The sequence below is a fragment of the Actinokineospora inagensis DSM 44258 genome, assembly GCF_000482865.1.
GTDB lineage: Bacteria > Actinomycetota > Actinomycetes > Mycobacteriales > Pseudonocardiaceae > Actinokineospora > Actinokineospora inagensis.
The window spans coordinates 13,066-36,149 of record NZ_KI519518.1 but is presented as its reverse complement, the minus strand read 5'-3'; the positions used below and the strand labels follow the sequence as shown (position 1 = coordinate 36,149).

Sequence of the window (23,084 nt, the reverse complement as noted above, 5' to 3'; positions counted from 1 at the left end):
ACTGTCCGTCGTCGGACAGTTCGAGTGGGATCCGGGTCACACCCCGGCGAAGGCGCGCAGCAGGCCCGGGTCGGCCACCGTCAGCCGCGGTCCCGGGGCCAACGCGCCGGAGTCCTTGAACCGCTGGAGGTACTGCGCGACGGTGCTGCGGACCATGCCCAGGGCGTCGGCCAGCTCCTGTTGGGAGAACGGTATCCGGGCCGGGTCCACCGCGGCGTCGTCGGCGAGCGCCAGCACCTCCAGCAGCAGCCGCGCGATCTTGCGTTCGGCGCTGAAGTGCACCAACTCCATCTCGTACGGCACGGTTTGGGAGAGCTTCGAGATCACGTAGTCGCCAAGGGCGCGTTGGCCGTCGTGCCGGTCGAGGAAGACGGTGAACTGCTCGGCGGACAGCAGCCGCGCCGTGCACCGGTCGATGGCCTCCACTGTGGCAGTGCGCGGGTTCGCCGTTCGCGCGGCGATCTCGCCGATCAGGTCACCGGCCGCGCGCAGGGCGATCAGCAGCCTGCCGCCGTCCGGTTCGGTGCCGTACACCTTGACCCGGCCGGATACCACGGCCAGCAGCCAGGTTCCCGGCTCGCCCTGGCGCATCAGGGTCGACCGGGGCGGGTAGGTCCGCTCCACCCCGTGGTCGAGCAGGCCCGCCCACTTCTGTTCGCCCAGCAGTTCGCGAAACCCCCGCACGGGCCGCGAAGTCACACGGTTCACGTCCGATGCTTACCGCATCCCGCCCGCGCGCGGTCTGACGATCACCCGAAAGCAGTCGAGCCCCCGACGGAGGCCGGGGGCTCGACGACGTGGAATGGTCAGGCGATGACGGTCCAGGTGTCCTTGCCGCGCAGTAGCGAGCCCAGGTCGGCGGCTCGGGATGCTTTCGCGTCGTCCACCTGTGCGCGGGCAGCGTCGTCGTAGGTTGGCCTGGTGACCGAACGGAAGACGCCGGTGACCGTGTGGCTGAGGTCCTGAGTGGACAGTCGGGACAGTGCGAAGGCGAAGGACGGGTCCTCGGCGTGGGCGTCGTGCACGACCAGGGCGTCTTCGCCGACCTCGCTGACCTTGGCGACGTCGAGTGAGCCGAACCCGGCCCGGACCACCCCGTACTCGCCGTTGGCGCCGAAGCGGATGGGTTTGCCGTGCTGGAGGGGGATCAGGCGCTGTTCGGCCTCGCCCGCGTCCTTCAGGACGTCGAACGCGCCGTCGTTGAAGATGGGGCAGTTCTGGTAGATCTCGACCAGCGCGGAGCCGCGGTGTTCGGCGGCTTGGCGCAGGACCTCGGTGAGCCCGGCCCGGTCGGAGTCGATGGCGCGGCCAACGAAGGACGCCTCGGCGCCCAGGGCCAGCGAGATCGGGTTGAACGGGTGGTCCAGCGAGCCCATCGGGGTGGACTTGGTGACCTTGCCGGTTTCGGAGGTCGGCGAGTACTGGCCCTTGGTGAGCCCGTAGATCCGGTTGTTGAACAGCAGGATCTTCAGGTTCACGTTGCGCCGCAGCGTGTGGATCAGGTGGTTGCCGCCGATGGACAGCGCGTCGCCGTCGCCGGTCACCACCCACACCGAGAGATCCGGGCGGGCGGTGGCGAGGCCGGTGGCGATGGCCGGGGCGCGCCCGTGGATGGAGTGCATCCCGTAGGTGTTCATGTAGTACGGGAAGCGCGACGAGCAGCCGATGCCGGAGATGAAGACGATGTTCTCCCGCTTGAGCCCCAGCGTCGGCAGGAACGACTGGACGGCGTTGAGCACCACGTAGTCGCCGCAGCCGGGGCACCAGCGGACTTCCTGGTCGGACTTGTAGTCCTTGGCCTTCTGCGGTTCGTCGGCGGTCGGCACCCCGGCGAGTCCGGGGAGCCCCAAGTCGATCGTGGTCATGCCGCATCGACCCCCTTCACGATGTCGGTGAGCACGTTCTGCAGTTCCTCGGCCTTGAACGGAAGGCCTGCGACCTTGGTGTAGCTGACGACGTCGACGAGGTACTTCCCGCGCAGCAGCAGCGCGAGCTGCCCGAGGTTCATCTCCGGGACCACGACCTTGTCGTACGAGCGCAGGACCGCGCCCAGGTTGGCCGGGAACGGGTTCAGGTTGCGCAGGTGCGCCTGGGCCACGGAGTGCCCTAGCTTGCGGACCCGCCGGCAGGCCGCGCCGATCGGGCCGTACGAGGAGCCCCAGCCCAGCACCAGGACCCGCGCCTTGCCGGTCGGGTCGTCGACTTCCAGGTCGGGTACCGGGATGCCGTCGATCTTGGCTTGCCGGAGCCGGACCATGCGGTCGTGGTTGTCCGGTTCGTAGGAGATGTTGCCGGTGCCGTCGGCCTTCTCCAGCCCGCCGATGCGGTGCTGCAGCCCGGCCGTGCCGGGGACCGCCCAGGCGCGGGCCAGCGTCTCCGGGTCGCGCAGGTACGGCCAGAACGCCGTGCCGTCGGGGGAGTTGGGCTCGGTCGCGAACTCCACCGTCAGGTCCGGCAGGTCGTCGACGTCCGGGACCAGCCAGGGCTCGGAGCCGTTGGCGACCGCGCCGTCGGAGAGCAGCAGCACCGGGGTGCGGTACGTCAGCGCGATCTGGGTGGCCTCCAACGCGGCCTTGAAGCAGTCGGCTGGCGACTGCGGCGCGACGATCGGCACCGGGGACTCGCCGTTGCGGCCGTACATGGCCTGCAGCAGGTCGGCCTGCTCGGTCTTGGTCGGCAGCCCGGTGGACGGCCCGCCGCGCTGCACGTCGATCACGATCAGCGGCAGTTCGGTCATCACGCCGAGGCCGATGGTCTCGGACTTGAGCGCGACGCCGGGGCCGGAGGTGGAGGTGACGCCGAGCGCGCCGCCGTAGCTGGCGCCCAGTGCCGCGCAGATGCCCGCGATCTCGTCCTCGGCCTGGAAGGTCGTGATGCCGAACTGCTTGTGCTTGGACAGCTCGTGCAGGATGTCCGACGCCGGGGTGATCGGGTAGGTGCCGAGCAGCACGGGCAGCTTCGACTGCTGCGCCGCCGCCACGATCCCGTACGCCAGCGCGGTGTTGCCGGTGATCTGCCGGTAGGTGCCGGGGGCGAGCTTGGCGGGCGCGACCTCGTAGGTGACCGCGAACGCCTCGGTGGTCTCGCCGTAGTAGAAGCCCGCGCGGAAGGCCAGCACGTTCGCCTCGGCGATGTCCGGCTTCTTGGCGAACTTCTCGCGCAGGAACCGCTCGGTGCCCTCGGTCGGCCGGTGGTACATCCACGACAGCAGCCCGAGCGCGAACATGTTCTTGCAGCGCTCGGCGTCCTTCTTGCCGAGACCCGTGTCGGCGAGCGCGTTCTGCGTGATGGTGGCCATCGCGACCTGGTGCACCTGGTAGGCCGCGAGCGAGTCGTCCTCCAGCGGGCTGGCCGCGTAGCCGACCTTGGTCAGGTTGCGCTTGACGAACTCGTCGGTGTTGACGATGAGGGTGCCGCCCGCGGGCAGGTCGGCGATGTTGGCCTTGAGCGCGGCCGGGTTCATCGCGACGAGCACGTCCGGCCGGTCGCCCGGGGTCAGGATGTCGTAGTCGGCGAAGTGCACCTGGAAGCTGGAGACACCGGGGATGGTGCCCTGCGGTGCGCGGATCTCCGCCGGGAAGTTGGGCATGGTGGACAGGTCGTTGCCGAAGGCCGCGGCCTCCGAGGTGAAGCGGTCGCCGGTGAGCTGCATGCCGTCACCGGAGTCCCCGGCGAACCTGATCACCACTCGGTCGAGTTTGGTGACCGATCGCGGGGTACCGGTGGCGGCGGCGCCACCGTCCACACCTGTGCTCATGAGCTGGCCGATCCCTCTCTCCTGACACCCGGCTACTGGTCGTGCCTCGTCCAACGGTAGGCATCCCGGGACCCCGGACCCGTGCAACGCGCTGCAGATCACAGTCCCCCGGGAGACCCCCGCCACAAAGTATCGGGTATGGGGCCGGTGCGGTCCCAGTTTGAGTGTAACTCTTGGTCACACTTATCCCGGATGGTGGACACCCGCGCCCGGTCAGTTGGATGCCGGACGATCGGCCCTGGTCGAGATGCGCGCCTTCATCTCCGCCAGGAGCTGGGCGAACTCGGGAGAATCCATCGAGTCGACCTGGGCGGTGAGCTCGGTCTCTATCGCGTCGTCGTGGCGGGTTTGCGCCGCGGTCGCGCGCATGGACCGTTTGATGGAGAGCACTAGGTCGCGTGGCGCCTTCGCCGCCGGTGCGGCCATGTCCACGGCGGTCCGGACGAGGGCGTCGTGGTCGCCGTCAACCGTTGCCAGAGTCAGCCCGACCCGCCGCGCCTCGGCCGCGTCGGGCACGTGCCGCAACAGCGTCATCGCCGTCGCGGTCTGCGGGCCGACCAGCCGCTGCAGCATCCAGGTCATCCCACCGCCGGGGTGGATGCCCAGTTGGAGGAACCGGGCGTCGAACCGTGCCCCCGGTCCCGCGATCCGGACGTCGGCCGCCAACGCCAGGTTCAGCCCCGCGCCGACCGCCGCCCCACCGACCGCCGCGATCGTCGGCAGCGCACACCGGGCGACCGCCAAGAACCCCGCGTAGATCCCGCGCAACCCCTCTTCCCGGGACTCGCCGAGCACGGTCAGGTCGGCGCCCGCGCAGAACGCGGGCGGGGTGCCGGTGACAACGACGGCGGACACGCCCGGGTCGGCCTCGCACTCGGCGACCAACTCGGCCAGCCGCGCGGAGCTCGCCAGGGTCAGCGCGTTACGCCGCTCAGGGTCGTCAAGGGTGAGCACGGCGACGCCGTCGCGCCGCTGGAGCTGGACGGTCATGCCCGGACCCTATCCGTGCTCCGGCGCGGGCGGTCGCTCCAGCAGGGTGGAGAGGACGACGGTGGAAACGGTGCGGGACACCATGTCCACCGCGCGCAGGCGTTCCAGCGCGTCCTCCAGGTGGTGGATGTTCGCGGCCCGCAGGTGCACGATCGCGTCCGCCGCCCCGGACACCGTGTACGCGGCGACGACCTCGGGCAGCGGCTCCAACCGCTGCCTGATCCGGTCCGGCGAAACGTTGCCCTGGCAGTGCACCTCGACGAACGCCTCGGTGCCCCAGCCCAGCGCCTCCGGGTTGACCACGGCGGTGAAGCCGCGCAGCACCCCCGCCTCCAGCAACCGGTCCACCCGCCGCTTCACCGCGGGCGCGGACAGCGAGACGGCCTTCCCGATCTCGGCGTAGCTGGACCGCGCGTCGGCCACCAGCCGCGCAATGATTCGCTGATCGATGACGTCCATGCGCAACATAATGCCGGTTGGAGGGCGACTGAGCGACATTGATGGTAGGCGTGGACCGGGCTTACATTTCGATCCATGACCTCGGCACCCGTCCGCCAGCCCACCGCGGCCCGCGTCGCCACCGCGCGGCGCTACCTGATGTGCGAGCCAACGCACTTCGCGGTCGAGTACTCGATCAACCCGTGGATGGACCCCACCCGCCCGGTGAGCACCGCCGCCGCCATCGCCGAGTGGACCGTGCTGAAGGACACCTACGAGCGGCTGGGCCACCGGGTCGACACGATCGAGCCGCAGCCGGGCCTCCCGGACATGGTCTTCGCCGCCAACTCGGGCACCGTGGTGGACGGCGTCGTCCTCGGCGCCCGCTTCCGCGCCCCCCAACGCACCGCCGAGGCCGACTTCTACCGCACCTGGTTCCTCGACCACGGCTACCGCGACATCGTCATGCCCACCAAGACCAACGAAGCCGAAGGCGACCTCGTCTGGACCGGCGACCTGCTGCTGGCGGGCACCGGTTTCCGCACCGACCCCGGCGCCCACGCCGAAGCCCAGGAAGTCCTCGGCGTCCCCGTGGTGTCACTGCAGTTGGTCAACCCCCGCTACTACCACCTCGACGTCGCGCTGTTCGTGCTGACCGAGGCCACACCGGGCTCGCGCGCCCACATCGCCTACTACCCCGCCGCCTTCTCCCCGGGCACCCAACGCCTCCTCCGCCGCCTCTACCCGGACGCCATCCTCGCCACTGAGGAAGACGCCGCCTGCCTAGGCCTCAACGCCGTCTCCGACGGCCGCAACGTCGTCATCCCCAAAGAAGCCACCGCCCTCACCGCCGCCATCGCCACCCACGGCTACACCCCCCACCCCATCAACATCACCGAACTCCGCAAATCCGGCGGCGGCCCCAAGTGCTGCACCATGGAAATCAGGGGCTGACGACTCGGCGTCGCGCATCGCGAACATCAGGCATGGTCCAAGTCGTTGCCGGTCGTGTGAGCGGGAAATGTCGTGGCGCTGTGGTGTGATTGCGACGAGGCTGTTAGGGCACGGCGGTCGCTGGGCACTTCAGCGCCGTCAGATCGTTGTCTGGAGAGGATTTCCATGAGCACTACTCCGCGTCCGCAGAAGCCGCAGGTTCCGGTGTTCCAGAGCAGTGCGCCGGTTGAGCAGCCGAAGGCGGTGCCGGTGCAGCGGCCGTCGGTGGAGAACCCGGTGTTCAGCGCCGCCAAGCGCTGAGCCCGGTGCGCGCCCGGGGTGGGGTGGGCGCGAGGATGGGCGGGATGAGCACGAATGAGTCCCGCAGGCGTTCCCGCAGGCAAGAGACCCGGTTGTGGCGCGTTCCGGTGGTGCGCGTCGAGCGGGTGACTCCGCACTTGGCCCGGGTGACGGTCCGGCACGAGTCGTTGGCGTCGTTGGCCGGGGCGGGGACCGACCAGAACGTGATGCTGTACCTCTACCCCGAGGGCACCGTGCTGCCCGAGCCGCTGACCCTGGAGTCGGCACGCGGATTGTGGGCGCGGGTTCGGCCGTTGACCCGGACATACACGATCCGCAGGCACGACCCGGTCACCAACGAGGTCGACATCGATTTCGTGCTGCACGGCGACGGTGGCCCGGCGTCGGCGTGGGCCGCGCGGGTCCAGCCCGGCGACGACATGATCTTCGTGGGCCCGTCGCCCGCCTACCAGCCCGACCCGGCCGCCGACTGGTACCTGCTCGCGGGCGACGAGACCGCGTTGCCCGCCATTGCGGCGATTCTCACAGCCCTGCCACCGGACAAGCCGGTGCTTGCCTTCGTCGAGGTCGCGGACGAAACCGAGGAACAGCAGGTCAACGGCATCACCTGGCTGCACCGCGGCGGGGTGCCCGCGGGTGAGAGCACCGCTCTGGTCGACGCGATCAGCGCCGCCGACCTGCCGGGTGGTGTCCCCGAGGTCTGGCTGGCGGGCGAGCGGACCGCGATGCTGGCCGTCCGGGCGCACCTGCTCGACGGCCGCGGCTACCCGCGGCCGCGGGTCCGCCCCACCACGTACTGGCGGCTCGGGGAGAGCGGCAACTAGACCGACTGTCCGGTTGGAACTTCTCACCCCACGTGCGCGTTGGACACGCGGACATCGCCGGTGCCGCGCGGAAGGGGGCGGACGTGCACTACAACGGACTGCGAACCGCCCTCCTGCTGGGCGGGATGAGTGGGCTGATCCTGGTCGTCAGCTCTTTCTTCGGCCGCACCGCGCTGGTCGTCGGCGTGCTGATCGCGGTCGGCGTCAACGGTTACGCGTACTTCAACTCCGACAAGCTCGCCCTGCGCGCGATGCGGGCCCGTCCGGTGTCGCAATGGGAACAGCCCGCGCTGTACCGGATTGTCGGCGAACTGGCCACCGCCGCCCGGCAGCCCATGCCCCGGCTGTACATCAGTCCCACGGCCGCCCCGAACGCCTTCGCCACCGGCCGCAACCCGCGCAACGCCGCTGTCTGCTGCACCACCGGCCTGCTCGACCTCCTCGACGAACGCGAACTCCGCGGCGTCCTCGGCCACGAGCTGTCCCACGTCTACAACCGCGACATCCTCATCTCGTCCGTCGCGGGCGCGCTGGCGGCCGCCATCAGCATCCTCGCCAACCTCGCCATGTTCGCGGGCATCTTCGGCGACGATGACGACGACCGCGCCAACCCCATCGCCCTGCTCCTCATCGCCCTGCTCGGCCCCATCGCCGCCACCCTCGTCCAGTTGGCCATCAGCCGCTCCCGCGAGTACCAGGCCGACGAATCCGGCGCCCGCCTCACCGGTGACCCACTGGCGCTCGCCTCAGCCCTGCGCAAACTCGACCACGGCACCCAGTTGGCCCCCCTCGCCCCCGAACCCGCCGTCGCCGTCCACTCCCACCTGATGATCGCCAACCCCTTCCGCCCCGGCGACGGCGTCTCCCGCCACTTCGCCACCCACCCCCCCATCGCCGACCGCATCACCCGCCTCGAACGCCTGGCCCGGGAACTCCCCCCACCCGCCTGACGTCCCTTGTCGCTCGGCCCCCTGGCCCCCGCGCCTGCTCTCACTCCTCGCCGAGTTCCACCCTGGGCGTCGAAGGCATGGGGATGGGGGCAAGGAGTTGCTGGAAGAAGTGGGCCAAGCGCCACAGGTGTAGGCGCTGACCGACGTTGAGATGGTGGAGTGCAGGTGCCTGCGGGTAAGGCGCGAAAATGGAGCCTGGCGCAGAGCGGATTCCGGCCTGGGCGGGGTGGGGGCGAGCAAGAGTGGAGTGGGGCCGCTGCGCGGAATGAGGCCAGGCGGTAAGGGCCAGCCCGCTACCGCCCTGGCCTCATTCGCCCAAGCGCTCGCCTCTCATCGGCAGCAGCGCCAAGTGGCTGTCGCGCAACGGTTCCAGCGGCCACCCCCCACACTTGCGCGCACGACCCCGTCACCAGCAACTCGCCAGCCAACGCCCCCACCCGATCCAGCTATTGACACCCCGCCCCACCCCCGCAAAATCCAACCCCGGCCCCCACCCTCTCCGGGGGGCGTCCCCGGTGCCAGTCTACCGGTTGCGAAGGGCGGGCGGGAGGACGCGGCCTTGCCTGTGGACAAGGTGGAGGGTTGTTCGTTGACCGGCCCGCCGACCTCGCCCGAATCCGGCGATTGACTTGTTCGCCTCTGCCGCAAGGTTCAAGATCGGCTCCGCCGTCTGGGGGCTTCAGGAGTCGCAGCACCTCAGTACAGATGGGCTGGTCGGGGTTGTCGTGAGGCTCGTTCTGCGCTCGTCGTCAGGGTGTGGGGACGGGGCGGGTCAGGCGGTGGCGCCTGCGGCGCGGGCGACGGTCATGACGTAGTCGCCGTAGCCGGATTTGGCGAGTTTGGTGCCGAGGGCGTAGCACTCGTCCGGGGTGATGAAGCCGCGGTCGAGGGCGATTTCCTCGAGGCAGGCGATGCGGACGCCGGTGCGGTGTTCGAGGACCTGGACGAACTGGCCCGCTTCGAGCAGGGAGTCGTGGGTGCCGGTGTCGAGCCAGGCGAAGCCGCGGCCGAGGTCGAGGAGGCGGGCGCGGCCCTGGCGGAGGTATTCCAGGTTGACGTCGGTGATCTCGAGTTCGCCGCGGGCCGAGGGGGTCAGCGACTTGGCGATCTTGATGACGTCGTTGTCGTAGAAGTACAGGCCGGTGATGGCGCGGTTGGACTTGGGGTGCGCGGGCTTTTCCTCGATGGAGACGAGTTTGCCGTCCGCGTCGACCTCGCCGACGCCGTAGCGCTGGGGGTCTTTGACGGGGTAGCCGAAGAGGACGGCGCCGTCGAGGTTGGTGGTGTTGGCCTGCATCATCTGGGAGAAGCCCAGGCCCCAGAAGATGTTGTCGCCGAGGACGAGGGCGACGTGGTCGTCGCCGACGAAGTCCTCGCCGATGATGAACGCCTCGGCCAGGCCGTTGGGGTGGGCCTGTTCGGCGTAGCTGAACCGGACGCCGAACTGGGTGCCGTCGCCGAGGAGGCGTGCGAAACTGGGCAGGTCGGCGGGGGTGGAGATGATCAGGATGTCCCGGATGCCCGCCAGCATCAGCACCGAGATCGGGTAGTAGATCATCGGCTTGTCGTAGACCGGCAGCAGTTGCTTGGAGATGGCCTGCGTGATCGGGTGCAGCCGGGTCCCGCTCCCCCCGGCGAGGACGATGCCCTTCATCACGGCTCCTGTCGTGTCCGAGCGCACCGGTTGGTTGTCCACCAAGCCGAGGCTACCCACGGTAGAGACGCCCGCATCCCCTGTTCGGCGACGACGCCCCGTCAGTGCATCGCCCCTAGCGCACACACAGTTACCGGTGACCCACGCCACCCTCGATGGTGACGGCCCAATCATCACTCACAGTGGAAACCGGGGAGGGGCGGGCCCGGTGCGGGCCCGCCGCGCCTCACCGGTAGTTCGTGAACTGCAGCGCGATCCCGAAGTCCGCGCCCTTCAGCAGCGCGATGACCTCCTGCAGTTGGTCCTTCTTCTTGCCGGACACCCGCAGTTGGTCGCCCTGGATCTGCGCCTGCACGCCCTTCGGGCCCTCGTCGCGGACCTTCTTCGCGATCTCCTTGGCCTTCTCCGCCGAGATCCCCTGCACCAGGTTCCCGGTCACCTTGTGCACCTTGCCCGACGGCGCGGGCTCGCCGACGTCGAACGCCTTCTGCGAGATCCCCCGCTTGATCAGCTTCTCCTTGAACACCTCGATCGCGGCCGCGCAGCGCTCCTCGGTGTCCGCCTCGAAGGTGATCGCCTCATCGCCTGCCCAGTTCACCTTCGCCCCGGTACCGCGGAAGTCGAACCGCGTGGACAGCTCCTTGGCCGCCTGGTTCAGCGCGTTGTCCACCTCCTGCCGGTCGACCTTGCTCACCACGTCGAATGACGGGTCCGCCACGTGCCTCGCACCTCCGCGCTAGGGGTTGTTCACCGACGGCACGGATGCTACCGCCGCCACCACCCAGGAGGGGGTCCCCGGTCGCGCAGGGGGGTCCCCGCTGGAACTCACCCAGACCCATTGGGTAAGGTTCCGCACGTCCGGCACCACCCGGACCCCGGCGGGTTGCCCGAGCGGCCAATGGGAGCGGACTGTAAATCCGTCGCGAAAGCTACAGAGGTTCGAATCCTCTACCCGCCACCACGTGTCCTGACCAGGACATATAACCGAATAGTAGATCGTCCGCCTCGGCGAAGATGATCTTTGGGTGCGGCTTTGGGTGCGAACGTACACTCAAGGCCATGCCTGTTTTGCCAGATGAATCCCGCCAGCGCGGTCGCATCGAGCAGCGCGGGTCCAACCTCCGCGTAGTCGTCTACGCGGGCGATGACCCGGTCACTGGCAAGCGCTCGTACCTCCGCGAGTCGGTCAAGGGCAACGACAAGGCTGCCTACAAGCGAGCCAACACGGTCCTTACCCGCCTGCTCGCCCAAGTCGAGAAGCAGCGGGTCACCGAGACCTCTATCTCGCTCGGCGAGGTACTTGAAGAGTGGCTCAAGGTCGCCGAGATGGAAGACAGCACCCGCGCGGGCTATCGGGGCTACATCGAGCGCAACATACGGCCCGCCCTAGGCGCCTTGGCCGCTCGCAAGATCACCCCTCGCGTCCTGGAGTCGTTCAACGCTGAACTCCGCAGGTGCCGTGACCGATGCGACGGCAAGCCGTTCGTCGCCCACAAGTCCACCGGCCTTCACGACTGCCTCAGCGTCGGGTGCAAGCCGCACATGTGCAAGCCACTGGCGGCGTCGACCGTGCGGCAGATCCACGCTGTGATCAGCGGTGCGTTGGCGGCGGCCGTGCGCTGGGAATGGCTGGACGACAACCCCGCGCGCAAGGCCCAGCGTCCGCGTCAGAGCCCGTCCCAGCCGAACCCGCCATCGGCGGCGGAAGCCGCTCTGCTGATCGAAGCCGCGTTCGAGGTCGACGACGATTGGGGGACGCTGGTCTGGCTGGTCATGACCACCGGGATGCGGCGCGGGGAGGTCTGCGCGCTCCGGTGGGACCACATCGACCTGGACCTGGGCGTGCTGGAGATCCGCCAGAGCTACATCGATCGCGGCGGGATCAAGAAGATCAAAGATACCAAGACTCACCAGATGCGGCGGATCGCGCTGGACACGGAAACGGCCGTCTTGCTGCGTGAATTGCGCCAGCGGTGCGGTCAACGATGCGCGGCCCTCAACATCGAATTCACCGGTGACCTGTACGTGTTCGTGGGCGCGCGGAACCCTGACCCGCGTGTTCCGTGCAAGCCGGACAGCGTCTCCGGCCGGTACAAGTACATGGCAACGAAGCTGGGCATCGAGACGCACATCCACGAACTCCGCCACTACTCCGCGACCGAACTCCTGACCGCAGGTGTGGACCTCCGGACGGTGGCCGGCCGCCTGGGACACGGCGGAGGTGGCGCCACGACGTTGCGCGTCTACGCGGCCTGGGTGGCTGGTGCTGACCGCAAGGCCGCCGAGATCCTCGCGTCGCGCATGCCCAAGCGCCGTTCGAAGCCATGATCAACGCGTAGTCCGCACCCACGGGTCACGTCGGTATCGTGTCCGCGTGAGCGACGAGCGCGGTGCCTGGACGGTCTTCGGTGAGCGAACTGTCTACGACAACCGGTGGGTGCGGGTCGGGCTCGCTGATGTCGAGGCGCCCAATGGCGAGCGGTGGGATTACCACGTCGTGCACCTTGCTCGGATCGCCATCGCGCTGATCGTGAACGAGCGCGACGAGGCGTTGATGTTGTGGCGCTACCGCTTCCCGACCGGCCAGTGGGGATACGAACTTCTCGGCGGCCTGGTCGACGATGGTGAAGAGGCTGTCGCCACGGCCGCTCGCGAGGCGGCGGAGGAGAGTGGCTGGCGTCCGACCGGTGATGCCGAGCACTTGATCAGCTTCGAGCCGCTACCGGGGCAGGTGACCGCGCCGGTCGATGTGTTCCTGTGGCGCTCCGCTGACCACATCGGCGACCCCACGGACACCGAAGAGACCGGTCGGGTGGAGTGGGTGCCGCTCAGCCGGGTCACCGAACTGGCTCAGCGGCAGGAGTTGTTGGGGTCCGGGACACTGGTGGCCTTGCTCCACTACCTGAACTCACGACGGCAGAACGAGTTGGCTGAGCCTGCGGAGTAGCCGGTCGGTCTTGATCTGCATGCCCAGGCGGCGGGCTTCCCGGGCGTAGGACTGGGCAGCCGTGCGGTCACCTGCTGCGGCGTGGGCGTAAGCCAAGTCCACCAGCATGGTGACCCGGGCGCGGAGGAAGTCCGGCGGAGTCCGGTACAACGCGTCGACCAGGTGGCTTATCGCGTCGGGGTCCCCGAGACCTGCCAGGGTGTTGCCGCGCCACCGGTCAAGGTGACTGCCGCCGAGGAAGACGAACGGCAGATCCGGGTCGACCGGATCGTTCGGCAGCAGCGCATTCGCGTCGTCAAACGCCTCAAGTGCTTCATCGCCATGGCCTGCCATGGCGAGGCTTTCACCGTGTGCCGCCGCAACCCACGAGCGCAGCAGCGGGGTAGCGGCGCCTTCGGCGAGGCTCCGTGCCTCGCCAACCTGACCAACCGCCAAAGCCGTTTCGTTGACGTCGATCAGCACGTATGCCTGCTCGGCCACGGCGTGGGCCAGCAGTGGCACCGAACCCGCCGCACGCGCTGCGGCCTTGGCCCGTTCGTAGTGCGCCTATGCCTGATTGGTCGCGTTCCGGTCCAGCGACTCCCAGCCCGCCAGCGTCGATGCCTCCACCAGCACAGCCGCCAATGCCTCACGTTGGCCACGTTGGGGGCCGTACCGCAGCAGGTCTTCCATCTGCTTGATCAGGTTCCGAAGCTGGTCGAGCAGGCTGATTCCACCGAATCGCCGGTCGACGTGGCGGGCGTGGTCGACTTGGCGCCGGAACAGGTCGATCGTCGCCGAGTCGACCGTTCTCGCCGCGCCAAGCCGGGCGCGAAGCTCCGCTGCTTCGACGTCGGTTTCCTCCGGTGGAAAGCCGAGTTCCTCGTTCGTACGGCCGTAGATGTCGCGGAACAGGCGCTGGTACACGGGCAGGCTGACCGCCTCGTGCCCATTCTCCCAACGGGACAGTTTGGTCTTGAGACTCGCCCGCGACATGACGGATTCGCCGAGCATGGACGCCCGTTGGTGGAGCATCCCGATCACCGCGTCCGCCGAGTACCCCAGCGACTTTCGAACTGCCTGCAGTCTTGTCGCCGCCATCAGCGCCGACCCCCGAATAATCGTGCTGACCTGCAAAGTTAACTGGAATTATCGAGCCTGCGGTTAACTCCGGCCACCTGTTCTATCGGTGCGCGGATGCCGTTTCTTGTAAGTGTGGACAGGGAACAGTCATCGTGTGTCCGGTCATCGGCGCTACTTGTCGGGCCGGTTGACCAGGCTGACGACATCTATCGTCAGGCCGTCCATCCGATCGCTGAGGTCTTCGAGACGGTCCTGGATCGCATCCAGCCGCGCGAGGATGAGGTCGGTGGTCTGGTCGCCGGTCTGGCCTGGTCGCAGTGGTTCGCGACCGAGGAGCACCGCGTACAGGTGACCCGGGTGCCATTCCAGCGCGATCGACAGCGCTTCCAGCGTCTTGGTGTTGCGGCGGCGCTCCACCGTGTGGTTCTCCAACTCGCGGATGATGGCCTGCGACACTTGCGACCGTTCCGCCAGTTGCTTCTGGCGCAGGCCGAGTTCGCGCGAACGCGACTTAATCGCCGCCGCGACCGCAGACCACTCCTCCGCCACGTATTCCTCCGCGCTCCGCCTCTGCCGCGAGATTAGCGCGCTGCCAATTCGTACGCGGCCCAACTCGGGTCGTCGATCCTGCATGTCGGCAAAGTCGCTGATGTTGTCGCAAATCAGGCTCAATGTCAGCGCTATATGTTCTCTAGGGGAAATTCGGCCATGGACACAGTCATGCCAGGTGTCAGCAGTCCCGTCTTCTACACCGTCCGCGAAGCCGCCAAGATCCTCCGCGTCGACCCGGCCACCCTCTACCGGGCGATCCGAGAAGACGGCTTCCCCGCCCTGCGAGTCAGGTCGCGCTACGTCGTCCCGTCTGCCGCGCTCGACAAGCTCATCGCCGAGGCCGCCGACACCGGTGGCCTGGTCGACCCGGGCCGGGTCGCTGCCGAACGTCGCACCGCCCGGGAAGTCCAGCGACTCACCGGGGGGACCTGGTGACCTTCGAGGAACAGACCGCAGCGGCCTTGGACCCGCTGGCACAAGTACCCGACGAAGTGTTGTGGGATGTCGTGACCAGAGACGGTGCCTGCATGTCGGTCTACACCGACGGGCAAGCGCCCGACTTCACCGGCGATGTCCTCTCCGACCGGGAACTGGCCGCGCGCATCTGCGCCGGTTGCCTGGTGCGGAACGAGTGCCTGGAGTCAGAGTTCCGCCTGGTCGGAGGCGCCTCTCTCGGCGTGTGGGGAGCGCTGAACGTCGAGGATCGACAAGCCGTCTACGCGGTGTGGCTCGTACGCCGCCTGGGAGGTGACCAGGGATGAACCCGATCACCATCACGCCGATGGCCCTGTTCGCAGGTGCTGGTATCGCGCTGGGCGTCCTGCTCGTGTGGCGGTCTGGCGTCCGCAAGGCACGGGCCGCCGCTACTGCTGCCCGAGCTGGTGCCCGTGCCGTGTCGCTGTTCGGTCGGGTGCTCGTCTTGGGCGGCATGATCACCGGTGTTCAGTGGGTGGTCATCGCCTACGCGGAGGACAACACCACGTTGGTCGCCGTGGTGCTCGGCCTGCCTGCCCTGTTCACAGCGAGCACCTTGGTTCGGCTGCTCACCGTCGTCACCGACTCGCCGCGTCGCGGTGGGAAGCGATGACGGTAGGTCGTGTCCGAGGGGCAGCCGCCATCGTGCGGCTGCCCCTCCCGGCCTGGACAAAGGACCGTGCTCATCTCCGTCAAGGGTTCCGAGACGGCTCGGCGTGGTTCCTCGGGCTGCCGTGGCGGTATGTGCGTGCCGTGTTGCGTGGGCTTGTCGTGGTCGCTCGCTGGTGGCGGGCATGGGTGACGGTGCGCGACTTCCGTCAAGCGGCCGAACAGCAGGACAAGCTTGCCGACAAGTTCAGGGAGATTCGCGAGTTGACGCTGCTTCGGTACCGGATGAGCGCAGGACTCACAGTGCTGTCGGCGAGCACCATCACGGTGTTGGACGTGCTCTATGGCGATCTGGTGTGGTGGGCCGTCGCGGCCGTCTTCTCGTCAGTGTTGGCGATGACCGGGCGGCGACGGGATGGCTCACCTGGACGGAAGGCTGTCCTGCCCGGTCCTCGAAGTTTGGCGTGGACCGTCGATCCGCTGGCTTTGGCGGAGGCGTTCCGCGACGCACGGCTGATCGGCAAGGATGAGTCGCTGCGCTTGGTCGAGCGTCCCATCCGGCAGGGTGCCGGGTGGGCGGTCACCGTCGACCTTCCGGCGACCAGGAAGGCGGCGGACGTGATCAGAAGCCGTGAAGCCCTGGCATCAGCACTGGCCGTCGATGAGTTGCAGTTGGTCGTGGAACGAGTCCGAGGTAACGGCGGACACGCAGGTCGGGTGGCGATGTGGGTGGCAGACTCCGACCCGTACGACAAGCCCGTTGAGCGAACGCCGCTACGCGTCACCGATCGCTGGGACGCTTGGCGCCCGGTTCCGTTCGGACGGGACGCTCGGGGTAGGCAGGTTGATCTACCTCTGGTGTGGACATCGCTGCTGGTCGGTGCGATCCCGAGGCAGGGCAAGACTTTCGCCGCACGGCTAGCTGTGGCGGGACTCGTGTTGGACCCGTACACCCGACTTTACGTCGCGGACTTCAAGGCAGGTAAGGACTGGGACGCCGCCGGATCTGTGGCCCACCGGTTCATGTCTGGAGACGACGCGGCCCATGTACTGGAACTGGTGGGCTGGCTCGCTGAGTTGACCGCTGAGATCCAGGCCCGGTACCGCCGGATGCGCACAATGGACGATGTCGTGTGCCCCGAGTCGAAGGTGACCCCGGCCATGTCGCGAGACAAGGCACTGGGCATGCCCATCACGGCTGTGGTCATCGATGAGGTCCAAGTCCCGCTGGAAGATCACACCATCGTGGACGTAGCCAGCAGGCGCATGCCGGTCGGTGAGCACATCGGCGAGCAGTTGACGTGGCTGGCCAAGAAGGGACCGGCGGCCGGACTGGTCCTCGTGCTGGCGACGCAACGTCCCGACTCGAAGACCATCCCGTCTGGACTCCGCGCTGTGCTCGGATCGCGGTTTGCCCTGCGGGTCATGGACTGGCGCGACAGCAACATCGTCCTGGGCGAGCAGATGAACACCAGGGGCTACGACGCGAGCCGCCTACTCCCATCCCACAAGGGCGTCGGCATCCTCCGCCCGGACGGCGAGACGAGCGGTGACGTCCTGGCCACGACCGTGCGGACCTTCTACATGCCCAACGACGACTGGCGGGCCATCTGCGAACAAGGGCGGGCACAGCGTGTCGATGAAGGCACCTTGACCGGCCACGCCAACGGCGAGCCTGCACCCACTGAGACAGTCCACACGGTCGTGTCCGCGCCGATCCCGGCGGTCCTCGCTCAGGTGGTGGAGTTCGTCGATCACCACGGTGACGGCCGGGACTTCATCCCGACCGCTGAGTTGGCCGAGGCGCTGGGACTCGAAGCGGGCGCGCTCGGCAGGCAGATGAGCGACCACGGCTGCGCCTCGACCCGAGACCGGATCACCACAGCAGACGGTGTTCGGCAGGTGCGCGGTTACCTGGTCCCCGAGATCAGGGACGCTGTTGACCGACTCCGCGCAGCGTCACCGGACGACACCTCCCCTGCCATTCTGTGACGCCTGTCTGTGATTGGCGGGAGCCTCTGATCAGCGGAAATCATCGTTGTGACACCTGTGACGGCTCGCCGGACTGTGTCACGAAGACGCGAAACGCGGCTGCCGGACCACTGTCGAGTGGTCCGGCAGCCGCCGTCACAGCGGGTCCAGCCTGCTCTAGACCATCGCCGACTCGGGCGCGGCGTGCTGGCCATACTGCTTCCGGTATTCCTCGCGAGCGGCGGTGGCCTTCGCGATCAGGTTGTCGAGCCCGCGCGGGCTGAACATGATCGAGAAGTCGTCGGCCGCGTTGAAGTCGATCTCGGTGCCTGCCCTGGTCACATTGGTGGTGATCTCGCAGAAGTCGATGACGAGCGCGATGCTCGCGGAGTACCCCTGTCCGAAAACGTTGCTCATGATCCGTCTCCCGTCGTCTGTTGCTTGCCAATCGTGGTTGCCGTCGCGTGCAGCCAATCCACGATCGATTGCGGTGTGTCGAGTTCGTCCCCGGAGGGGATGCCGTCCGTGCCCGTGCGCGCCTCCACGGTCACCTCGCAGCCCTTGTAGAGCTTCCCTTTCAGCCGGAACATCGGTTCGATGAATTCGTTTTCCGGCACGAACATGAGTCCGCGATCGGTCAGGGTGTTCCGCCACGCGAGCAAGTCCGCGCACATCTCGGCCAGTGCCAGCGATCCATCGATGATCACGTGGGCGCTGATCAGGCCCGACTGGACGCACGTGATGTCGATCCGTCCCGGAGTTGGCAGCCGGTAGATCTTCAGGTGCGTCGTGATCGCCTGGGCTGCGCTGGCCAGCAAGTCCTCAAACGCATCAGGACTGATGTCGGGTGGGCTGTGTCGATCGTTCATGCCACGGTCCACCTCGGATTTCGTAGCGTACGTACACCCGCCCGTCGCAGGTGCGCATCTGCTTCCACCCCCGTCGCCACCTCCCCTGCCATGTGCTATCCGTGCAACACTGACATCAGCGTTCCGTCAGCGCCCTCCACGGGGAAGGACCTGCGAACGACATGCACACGACATCAGCGGACGTGGAGCAATGCCCCAGAGACCTGCGCGAACCCTGCTGGAAAAGTTGATCAGAGACCGCAACCTGACCTTCGACGAATGCGCTGAAGCCCTCGACCGCCTCGCTTACGACTCAGGCGAGCCGGGCACCCTCAGCACCCGTCATCTCCAGCGCCTAGTCGCAGGCCGCCGTCCCAACGGCTCCCCACTCGGCCCAATCCGCCCCGCCACCGCCCGTCTGCTCGAACGCTTCTTCGAACGGGACATCAGTGCCTTGCTGCGGCCCCCTGACCTACCTGCCTCAGACAACTCGGCCGTTGAACTCCAACACCTCGTCCAACTCTCCGGCCGGGTCGACGCATCGGTGATTCACCTGCTTCGCGGCCAGCTCAACAGCATTCGCCGCCTGGACCGCCAGTTCGGCGCCATTGTCACCCACGACGAAGTCAAGGCCAAGATCAAGCAAGTCCGGCACCTCAGAACCCACAGCCTCCGCCCCGACACCCGCGCCTCCCTGGCGACCGTCGAGTCGGAACTCTGCACGTTGGCAGGATGGCAAGCCCTTGACTTGGGGAACCCCCAGCAAGCATGGGGCCACTACGAAGACGCCAAGGCCGCCGCCCGCGAAATCCCCGACCCGAACTGGCTGGTCCACGCCACCGCCGAGCAGTCCGTCGTGCTGCTGGACCTCGACCACCCCACGGCCGCAGTCGATCTCGTCGGCACCCTGGATCTACCCCGAGCGATGAAACTCGCACCGTCAATACGCTCGTGGTGCTTCGCCGCCCTCGGCGAGGCACACGCCGCAGTTGGTGACGAGAGGGCCAGCCTGACCAGCTTCGATCTAGCGGACAAGTACCTCTCCACCCCAGAGACAACCGGCCCATACGTCGCGCTCGACGCCATCCACCTTGCCCGCTGGCGTGGCCACGCCCTCGCCCGCCTGGGGAAGCGAGAAGCACCAGCGGTACTCGAAGCAGCCTTGGCAGATCTCGACCCGACGTTCGTCCGCGCTGCCGCCGGTCTACGCATAGACCTGGCCGTCGTGCACTGCTCCCTGAACGAGCCTGACCGAGCGTCTTCGCATGCCAGGGAAGCAGCCTCGGTTGCTGCGGAAATCGGTTCCACCAGGCAGGTCAAGCGCGCACTGGCCTTCGTCTAGCCCGCGTCCGAACAGGTTGCCTGCTCACGCGCCAGTCCCGGGCGCAACCGCAAACCAGCCGGATGCCGGGTTTGCTGACCCGTTCAACGCCTTTGACCAGCTCGTCCCCACCCTCACGGCGGCGTCGGCCGGGTCTGCTCTCCATTGGGTGCGAGTTTGGGTGCGAACCCGTGCCGGTTGATGCCTCTGGACACCCTTCCGCTGCCCCGTCCGGGTGAACTCTGCCCCGGTGTTCGCCCACATCTTCGCAGGTCAGGCGACTGTAAATCCGTCGCGAAAGCTACAGAGGTTCGAATCCTCTACCCGCCACGGCCTCGGCCGACCTGTGCCCACGGAGAGCGTGGGCCGGGTCGGCCGTTGTTGTATTGGGGGGCGACCCCCCAAACCCCCACGGTGCGATCTCTCCCGACCCGGCGTTGCTCGCTCGGGCCTGTCGGCCCTCACATCGAGATAACCAATTGGCGATCGCGGGCTTGAGTTGCTGGTTGAGTTGAACCCCTGAAGGTATTGGGGGGAATGGCTGGAGGGCTTGATGTGGGGAAAGGGGGACCGGCCACACCCCTGCACAGTGTGGCCGGTCCCGGGGGGGCGTCCGCATCGCGCGCGAGGGCGGCGCGGTGGGGACGCGCTTTCCGTGGGGGAGCCAACCCCGCGGAAAATGGTGGGTCGGGTGGGACCCGGGGGTGGGGGCGACCCGAGTGGGGCAACCGGTGGTCGCTGCGGGTAATTAACAGAATATCCGCGCTGACCCGAACGGTCGTCTCAGCTCGTCCCAACGGCCATTGACACTACCACCATCTGCGTCATTATGCCTGGTCAACGGCCTATTTTCGCGACGTGTCACCCGATCGCCGGACGTGCGGGTGTGGCGGGACTGGCTAGCTTTCGCATCCTGTCTTCCGGGTCCTACTCGCGGGGAGTTTCACCTATGGCGGCGTCGCACCGATTGGTCGTTGTTCTGTTGTCAGTATTCGCGGTTTCCGCGGTTGCGCCGCAGGCCGCCGCGGCGGGTGGTGGGTCTGATGTCGGGGCGGTGGTCGAGGCGAAGCCGACTTCGGCTGGGCCCAGTCCCGGTGCGCCGACACTGCCGTTGTTGCCCGATGACGGCCGGGATCGGTCGACCGGTGGGGGTGGGGTTGTTCAAGCTACTCCACTGCCTTTCAACTTCACTTTCGACTTCTCGGTTTCGTTGACCTCGCGGACGTTCTGGCCGTCCAACGACAGCAGGGCCTGCGTGAGCCTGCGCGGGACCGGCGGTAGCGATCCGACCTATTTCGGGAAGGAGGTCAAGGTGGAGATGTGGGACGCGTACGGCACCGACACCAAGGTCGGCCCGACGGTCCGCTACTCCCTCAACGGCAACGCCTACGGCTATTGCTGGACCGGTACCTACCCGTACCACGAGCACTATTTCCGGCTCGTGAAGGACTGGAGTCCGACGGTGCGGGTGTGGGGCAACGGGTGGGCGTCGGCGAGTTGACCGGGTGAGCGCACCGCTCCCAGCCGGATGGTCCCGCTCGGTGGTCACGGCCCGCTCACCCGCAGCGCTGTCGTGACCCCGGTCGGCTCGGCGGCCCGGTTGGTGAGCCAGCCGCGGCCGAACGCCTGGATGGTGCCGATGTTGACCAGGATCTCGGGGCGGTTCCAGGCGAGCAGCACGAGCCGGTTGCCGTCGGCGAGTGGTCCCGCCGCGGTGGGTTCGAAGGTCACGCCGCGGCTGGAGTCGCGCAGCCGCCCGGGGATCGCGGAGATCGCGGTCTCGACCTTGCCGACCGCGGCGAGCCTGGGCAGCGACGTGTCGATGGTGCCGTTCGCGTCGCTGACCACGCCGAGCACGCCCTGTGTCGTGGCGATGACGTCGCCGGGCCGCACGCCTGCCCCGATTGCGCGCACCGCTCTGGCCGGGTTGTCCACCCGGATGGTCACCGGCCCGACCTCGACGTCGTTGATGCCCGCCGCGATGGGGTACCGCTCCTTCTTGTCGTTCGGCATGACCAGCACGAGTTCGGAGTTCCACGCGCCCGCCCCGGTCTCGAACGCGGGCCACGCGACGCCGGGTTGCACGTTCGTCAACGGTGACAGGAAGTTGACCGACGACGTGTACACGTCCACATCGGTCGTTCCCGGTGCCGTCAACGCCAACCCGATCGCCGCGCCCTCGGTGACCTGTTCGTCCTCCGCCGCGGGCGCGGCCGCGAGGAACCCGACCGCGCGCTGCGCCGCAGGCACCGTCGTCACCGCGCGCAACAGCAGCTTTCCCTTGTCCGGCTTGCCATTCACCGACACCGCCGTCGTCACGAACGCGACCTGCTCGGTCCCCCCGGGCGCCGCGGAGATCAACACGACGGCCGCGAAGCACATCGACAGGTTCGGCGAGACCCCCGCGTACACCGGCCGCACCGATCCCGACGGCGGGTTCGCCGACGACCGCCACACCTGCTCCGCCGACGTCAACAGGGCCTGGTCGCCCGCGAGGTCGCCGCGCAACTGCCAGTCGCCGACCGTGCTGGCCACGGTCACCGCGGACTCGTCGGTGCGCCTGCCGACCACGAACGCCCCGGCGACCGCGATCGCCACGACCGTCAACGCCGCCACCATCTGGATCCGCTGGTGGCGCTGCGCCCGCCTGCGCCCGTGCACGTGCCGCAACACCCGGTCGACCTGGTCGGGTCGCGTCCGCACGCACACCGCGCCGAGTTCGTCGCGCAACCGGGACGCGGCGCGGTCCTGCTCCTCGGCGATCACGTCCCCCTCCTTCCCGGCGTGGCGGTCTCCGCCGCCCACAGTTGCCGCACCTTCGCCATCCCCCGACTGGTCAACGACTTGACCGTGCCCACCGAACAGGCCAACTCGGTCGCCGCCTGCGCTTCCGACAGGTCCAGCACGACCCTGGCCAGCACCGCCGCCCGTTGCCGGGGTGGCAACTGCTGCAGCACGATCAGCACGTGGTCGCGCTCGACCACGGAATGCGCGAAGTCCGCCAAGTCCACCTGCTCGACCAACTCGTCCAAGGGCACCGGCGTCTTCCGCTTCGCCACGCGCAAGAACTCGTGGTAGATCGCCTTGCGCGCGTACGCGACAGCGTTGTCCGCCGGAACCCGACGCCACCGGCGCAGACACCGCAACAGCGCCTCTTGCACGATTTCCTCGGCATCCCACCGGCGACCGGTGAGCATGACGGCGTACCGCAGCAGTTGGTCGTACCGCTCCCGGACAAACTGGTCGAAACCGGTCTCGACACCGCGCACGCCGCCACCTCCCTCACGACCTAAGACCACGCGCGGGCCTGGGATGGTTGCCGCCGCGTGGAAAGTTCCCGGCGGTACGCGTTGACGACCTGACCGTTGCGCGCTTTGTACGGCACGGTGCTGGGTCGATCGTCTGAGTTCAAGGCGCTGGCGGCCCCTGCTGT

Annotated in this window: 26 protein-coding genes and 1 tRNA gene; 13 read left to right on the top strand and 14 right to left on the bottom strand. The window is 68.0% G+C overall.

All coding sequences use genetic code 11. The features are described from left to right. Positions 1-36: 36 nt before the first annotated feature. The 5 genes from H504_RS37690 to H504_RS0129715 form a co-directional block, all read right to left on the bottom strand. Positions 37-699, bottom strand: coding sequence for a Crp/Fnr family transcriptional regulator (locus H504_RS37690; RefSeq protein ID WP_084468386.1), 663 nt, complete (start codon positions 697-699; stop codon positions 37-39). Positions 700-806: 107 nt separating this feature from the next. Further along, positions 807-1,865, bottom strand: a complete 1,059-nt coding sequence (locus H504_RS0129730; RefSeq protein ID WP_026425767.1) for a 2-oxoacid:ferredoxin oxidoreductase subunit beta — start codon at positions 1,863-1,865, stop codon at positions 807-809. Further along, on the bottom strand, positions 1,862-3,757 hold the full coding sequence (locus H504_RS0129725; RefSeq protein ID WP_026425766.1) for a 2-oxoacid:acceptor oxidoreductase subunit alpha: 1,896 nt from the start codon (positions 3,755-3,757) through the stop codon (positions 1,862-1,864). The genes H504_RS0129730 and H504_RS0129725 overlap by 4 nt, the downstream gene beginning before the upstream one ends. A gap of 213 nt (positions 3,758-3,970) precedes the next feature. Beyond that, complete coding sequence (locus H504_RS0129720; RefSeq protein ID WP_026425765.1) at positions 3,971-4,747, bottom strand: enoyl-CoA hydratase; 777 nt, start codon at positions 4,745-4,747, stop codon at positions 3,971-3,973. Between the two features lie 9 nt (positions 4,748-4,756). Further along, positions 4,757-5,206, bottom strand: a complete 450-nt coding sequence (locus H504_RS0129715; RefSeq protein WP_026425764.1) for an Lrp/AsnC family transcriptional regulator — start codon at positions 5,204-5,206, stop codon at positions 4,757-4,759. A 75-nt stretch (positions 5,207-5,281) separates the two neighbouring features. On the opposite strand from H504_RS0129715, the gene ddaH reads away from it, so the two are divergent. The 4 genes from ddaH to htpX all read left to right on the top strand — a co-directional run bounded on the left by ddaH (position 5,282) and on the right by htpX (position 8,213). Next, positions 5,282-6,139, top strand: a complete 858-nt coding sequence (ddaH, locus tag H504_RS0129710; protein WP_245614507.1) for a dimethylargininase — start codon at positions 5,282-5,284, stop codon at positions 6,137-6,139. A gap of 165 nt (positions 6,140-6,304) precedes the next feature. Beyond that, positions 6,305-6,439: a hypothetical protein gene (locus H504_RS43740; RefSeq protein ID WP_281173678.1), complete on the top strand. Its 135-nt coding sequence runs from the start codon at positions 6,305-6,307 to the stop codon at positions 6,437-6,439. 44 nt (positions 6,440-6,483) lie between these two features. Next, positions 6,484-7,263, top strand: coding sequence for a siderophore-interacting protein (locus H504_RS37685; protein ID WP_169735480.1), 780 nt, complete (start codon positions 6,484-6,486; stop codon positions 7,261-7,263). Between the two features lie 32 nt (positions 7,264-7,295). Beyond that, the gene (gene htpX, locus H504_RS0129695) at positions 7,296-8,213 is read left to right on the top strand and encodes a zinc metalloprotease HtpX (RefSeq protein WP_281173677.1); all 918 of its coding nucleotides are present in this window, start codon (positions 7,296-7,298) and stop codon (positions 8,211-8,213) included. A 772-nt stretch (positions 8,214-8,985) separates the two neighbouring features. Here the strand turns inward: htpX and rfbA are convergent. Together rfbA and H504_RS0129685 are read right to left on the bottom strand one after the other, a co-directional pair. Then, positions 8,986-9,867 (bottom strand): glucose-1-phosphate thymidylyltransferase RfbA, encoded by an 882-nt coding sequence (gene rfbA, locus H504_RS0129690; RefSeq protein ID WP_026425761.1) that lies wholly within the window; start codon positions 9,865-9,867, stop codon positions 8,986-8,988. A gap of 226 nt (positions 9,868-10,093) precedes the next feature. After that, positions 10,094-10,585 (bottom strand): YajQ family cyclic di-GMP-binding protein, encoded by a 492-nt coding sequence (locus tag H504_RS0129685; protein ID WP_026425760.1) that lies wholly within the window; start codon positions 10,583-10,585, stop codon positions 10,094-10,096. Positions 10,586-10,744: 159 nt separating this feature from the next. Here H504_RS0129685 and H504_RS0129680 point away from each other — a divergent pair. The 3 genes from H504_RS0129680 (at position 10,745) to H504_RS0129670 (ending at position 12,814) form a co-directional block, all read left to right on the top strand. Next, positions 10,745-10,828, top strand: a tRNA-Tyr gene (locus H504_RS0129680). A 98-nt stretch (positions 10,829-10,926) separates the two neighbouring features. Continuing rightward, on the top strand, positions 10,927-12,195 hold the full coding sequence (locus H504_RS0129675) for a tyrosine-type recombinase/integrase (RefSeq protein ID WP_026425759.1): 1,269 nt from the start codon (positions 10,927-10,929) through the stop codon (positions 12,193-12,195). 46 nt (positions 12,196-12,241) lie between these two features. Further along, positions 12,242-12,814 (top strand): NUDIX domain-containing protein, encoded by a 573-nt coding sequence (locus H504_RS0129670; protein ID WP_026425758.1) that lies wholly within the window; start codon positions 12,242-12,244, stop codon positions 12,812-12,814. Here H504_RS0129670 and H504_RS43920 read toward each other — a convergent pair. From H504_RS43920 to H504_RS0129660, 3 genes are all read right to left on the bottom strand, one after another. Further along, a complete protein-coding gene (locus H504_RS43920) occupies positions 12,776-13,315 on the bottom strand; it encodes a hypothetical protein (protein WP_483756973.1) in 540 nt (179 codons plus the stop codon). The genes H504_RS0129670 and H504_RS43920 overlap by 39 nt on opposite strands. A gap of 45 nt (positions 13,316-13,360) precedes the next feature. Further along, complete coding sequence (locus tag H504_RS43915) at positions 13,361-13,930, bottom strand: hypothetical protein (RefSeq protein WP_342668810.1); 570 nt, start codon at positions 13,928-13,930, stop codon at positions 13,361-13,363. A gap of 117 nt (positions 13,931-14,047) precedes the next feature. Next, the gene (locus tag H504_RS0129660) at positions 14,048-14,425 is read right to left on the bottom strand and encodes a helix-turn-helix domain-containing protein (protein WP_026425757.1); all 378 of its coding nucleotides are present in this window, start codon (positions 14,423-14,425) and stop codon (positions 14,048-14,050) included. A gap of 159 nt (positions 14,426-14,584) precedes the next feature. On the opposite strand from H504_RS0129660, the gene H504_RS0129655 reads away from it, so the two are divergent. From H504_RS0129655 to H504_RS37675, 4 genes are read left to right on the top strand one after another with little or no spacing between them, the layout of a single operon-like run. Further along, positions 14,585-14,863 (top strand): helix-turn-helix domain-containing protein, encoded by a 279-nt coding sequence (locus H504_RS0129655; protein ID WP_026425756.1) that lies wholly within the window; start codon positions 14,585-14,587, stop codon positions 14,861-14,863. Next, complete coding sequence (locus H504_RS0129650) at positions 14,860-15,189, top strand: WhiB family transcriptional regulator (RefSeq protein ID WP_026425755.1); 330 nt, start codon at positions 14,860-14,862, stop codon at positions 15,187-15,189. Before H504_RS0129655 ends, H504_RS0129650 begins: the two co-directional genes overlap by 4 nt. Beyond that, positions 15,186-15,515: a hypothetical protein gene (locus tag H504_RS0129645; protein ID WP_026425754.1), complete on the top strand. Its 330-nt coding sequence runs from the start codon at positions 15,186-15,188 to the stop codon at positions 15,513-15,515. Before H504_RS0129650 ends, H504_RS0129645 begins: the two co-directional genes overlap by 4 nt. Continuing rightward, the gene (locus H504_RS37675) at positions 15,512-17,503 is read left to right on the top strand and encodes an FtsK/SpoIIIE domain-containing protein (RefSeq protein ID WP_157440715.1); all 1,992 of its coding nucleotides are present in this window, start codon (positions 15,512-15,514) and stop codon (positions 17,501-17,503) included. Before H504_RS0129645 ends, H504_RS37675 begins: the two co-directional genes overlap by 4 nt. Positions 17,504-17,659: 156 nt before the next feature. Here the strand turns inward: H504_RS37675 and H504_RS0129635 are convergent, their stop codons facing one another. Together H504_RS0129635 and H504_RS0129630 are read right to left on the bottom strand one after the other, a co-directional pair. After that, entirely contained in the window at positions 17,660-17,899 is a 240-nt protein-coding gene (locus tag H504_RS0129635; protein ID WP_026425753.1) for a hypothetical protein, read from the bottom strand. Then, positions 17,896-18,351, bottom strand: a complete 456-nt coding sequence (locus H504_RS0129630) for a hypothetical protein (RefSeq protein ID WP_026425752.1) — start codon at positions 18,349-18,351, stop codon at positions 17,896-17,898. Before H504_RS0129630 ends, H504_RS0129635 begins: the two co-directional genes overlap by 4 nt. Positions 18,352-18,577: 226 nt before the next feature. Here H504_RS0129630 and H504_RS0129625 point away from each other — a divergent pair, with 226 nt between their 5' ends. After that, positions 18,578-19,672 carry an NsdA family TPR-like regulatory protein gene (locus H504_RS0129625; RefSeq protein WP_245614506.1) on the top strand — a complete coding sequence of 365 codons (1,095 nt, stop codon included), beginning with the start codon at positions 18,578-18,580 and terminating at the stop codon, positions 19,670-19,672. 1,234 nt (positions 19,673-20,906) lie between these two features. After that, positions 20,907-21,152 carry a hypothetical protein gene (locus H504_RS0129620; RefSeq protein WP_026425750.1) on the top strand — a complete coding sequence of 82 codons (246 nt, stop codon included), beginning with the start codon at positions 20,907-20,909 and terminating at the stop codon, positions 21,150-21,152. 44 nt (positions 21,153-21,196) lie between these two features. Here H504_RS0129620 and H504_RS0129615 read toward each other — a convergent pair whose 3' ends face one another. Next, positions 21,197-22,417 (bottom strand): hypothetical protein, encoded by a 1,221-nt coding sequence (locus H504_RS0129615; protein ID WP_157440714.1) that lies wholly within the window; start codon positions 22,415-22,417, stop codon positions 21,197-21,199. Further along, positions 22,414-22,920 carry a sigma-70 family RNA polymerase sigma factor gene (locus H504_RS42205; RefSeq protein WP_026425748.1) on the bottom strand — a complete coding sequence of 169 codons (507 nt, stop codon included), beginning with the start codon at positions 22,918-22,920 and terminating at the stop codon, positions 22,414-22,416. Before H504_RS42205 ends, H504_RS0129615 begins: the two co-directional genes overlap by 4 nt. Positions 22,921-23,084: the final 164 nt, after the last annotated feature.

What these genes read in the sequence shown, in the direction of transcription:
- H504_RS0129635 (WP_026425753.1), bottom strand. Translation starts at nt 17,899, where the DNA reads ATGAGCAACGTTTTCGGACAGGGGTACTCCGCGAGCATCGCGCTCGTC.
- H504_RS0129730 (WP_026425767.1), bottom strand. Translation starts at nt 1,865, where the DNA reads ATGACCACGATCGACTTGGGGCTCCCCGGACTCGCCGGGGTGCCGACC.
- H504_RS0129655 (WP_026425756.1), top strand. Translation starts at nt 14,585, where the DNA reads ATGGACACAGTCATGCCAGGTGTCAGCAGTCCCGTCTTCTACACCGTC.
- ddaH (WP_245614507.1), top strand. Translation starts at nt 5,282, where the DNA reads ATGACCTCGGCACCCGTCCGCCAGCCCACCGCGGCCCGCGTCGCCACC.
- H504_RS0129675 (WP_026425759.1), top strand. Translation starts at nt 10,927, where the DNA reads ATGCCTGTTTTGCCAGATGAATCCCGCCAGCGCGGTCGCATCGAGCAG.
- H504_RS0129715 (WP_026425764.1), bottom strand. Translation starts at nt 5,206, where the DNA reads ATGGACGTCATCGATCAGCGAATCATTGCGCGGCTGGTGGCCGACGCG.
- H504_RS43740 (WP_281173678.1), top strand. Translation starts at nt 6,305, where the DNA reads ATGAGCACTACTCCGCGTCCGCAGAAGCCGCAGGTTCCGGTGTTCCAG.
- H504_RS0129720 (WP_026425765.1), bottom strand. Translation starts at nt 4,747, where the DNA reads ATGACCGTCCAGCTCCAGCGGCGCGACGGCGTCGCCGTGCTCACCCTT.
- H504_RS0129645 (WP_026425754.1), top strand. Translation starts at nt 15,186, where the DNA reads ATGAACCCGATCACCATCACGCCGATGGCCCTGTTCGCAGGTGCTGGT.
- rfbA (WP_026425761.1), bottom strand. Translation starts at nt 9,867, where the DNA reads ATGAAGGGCATCGTCCTCGCCGGGGGGAGCGGGACCCGGCTGCACCCG.
- H504_RS37685 (WP_169735480.1), top strand. Translation starts at nt 6,484, where the DNA reads ATGAGCACGAATGAGTCCCGCAGGCGTTCCCGCAGGCAAGAGACCCGG.
- H504_RS0129630 (WP_026425752.1), bottom strand. Translation starts at nt 18,351, where the DNA reads ATGAACGATCGACACAGCCCACCCGACATCAGTCCTGATGCGTTTGAG.
- H504_RS37675 (WP_157440715.1), top strand. Translation starts at nt 15,512, where the DNA reads ATGACGGTAGGTCGTGTCCGAGGGGCAGCCGCCATCGTGCGGCTGCCC.
- H504_RS0129725 (WP_026425766.1), bottom strand. Translation starts at nt 3,757, where the DNA reads ATGAGCACAGGTGTGGACGGTGGCGCCGCCGCCACCGGTACCCCGCGA.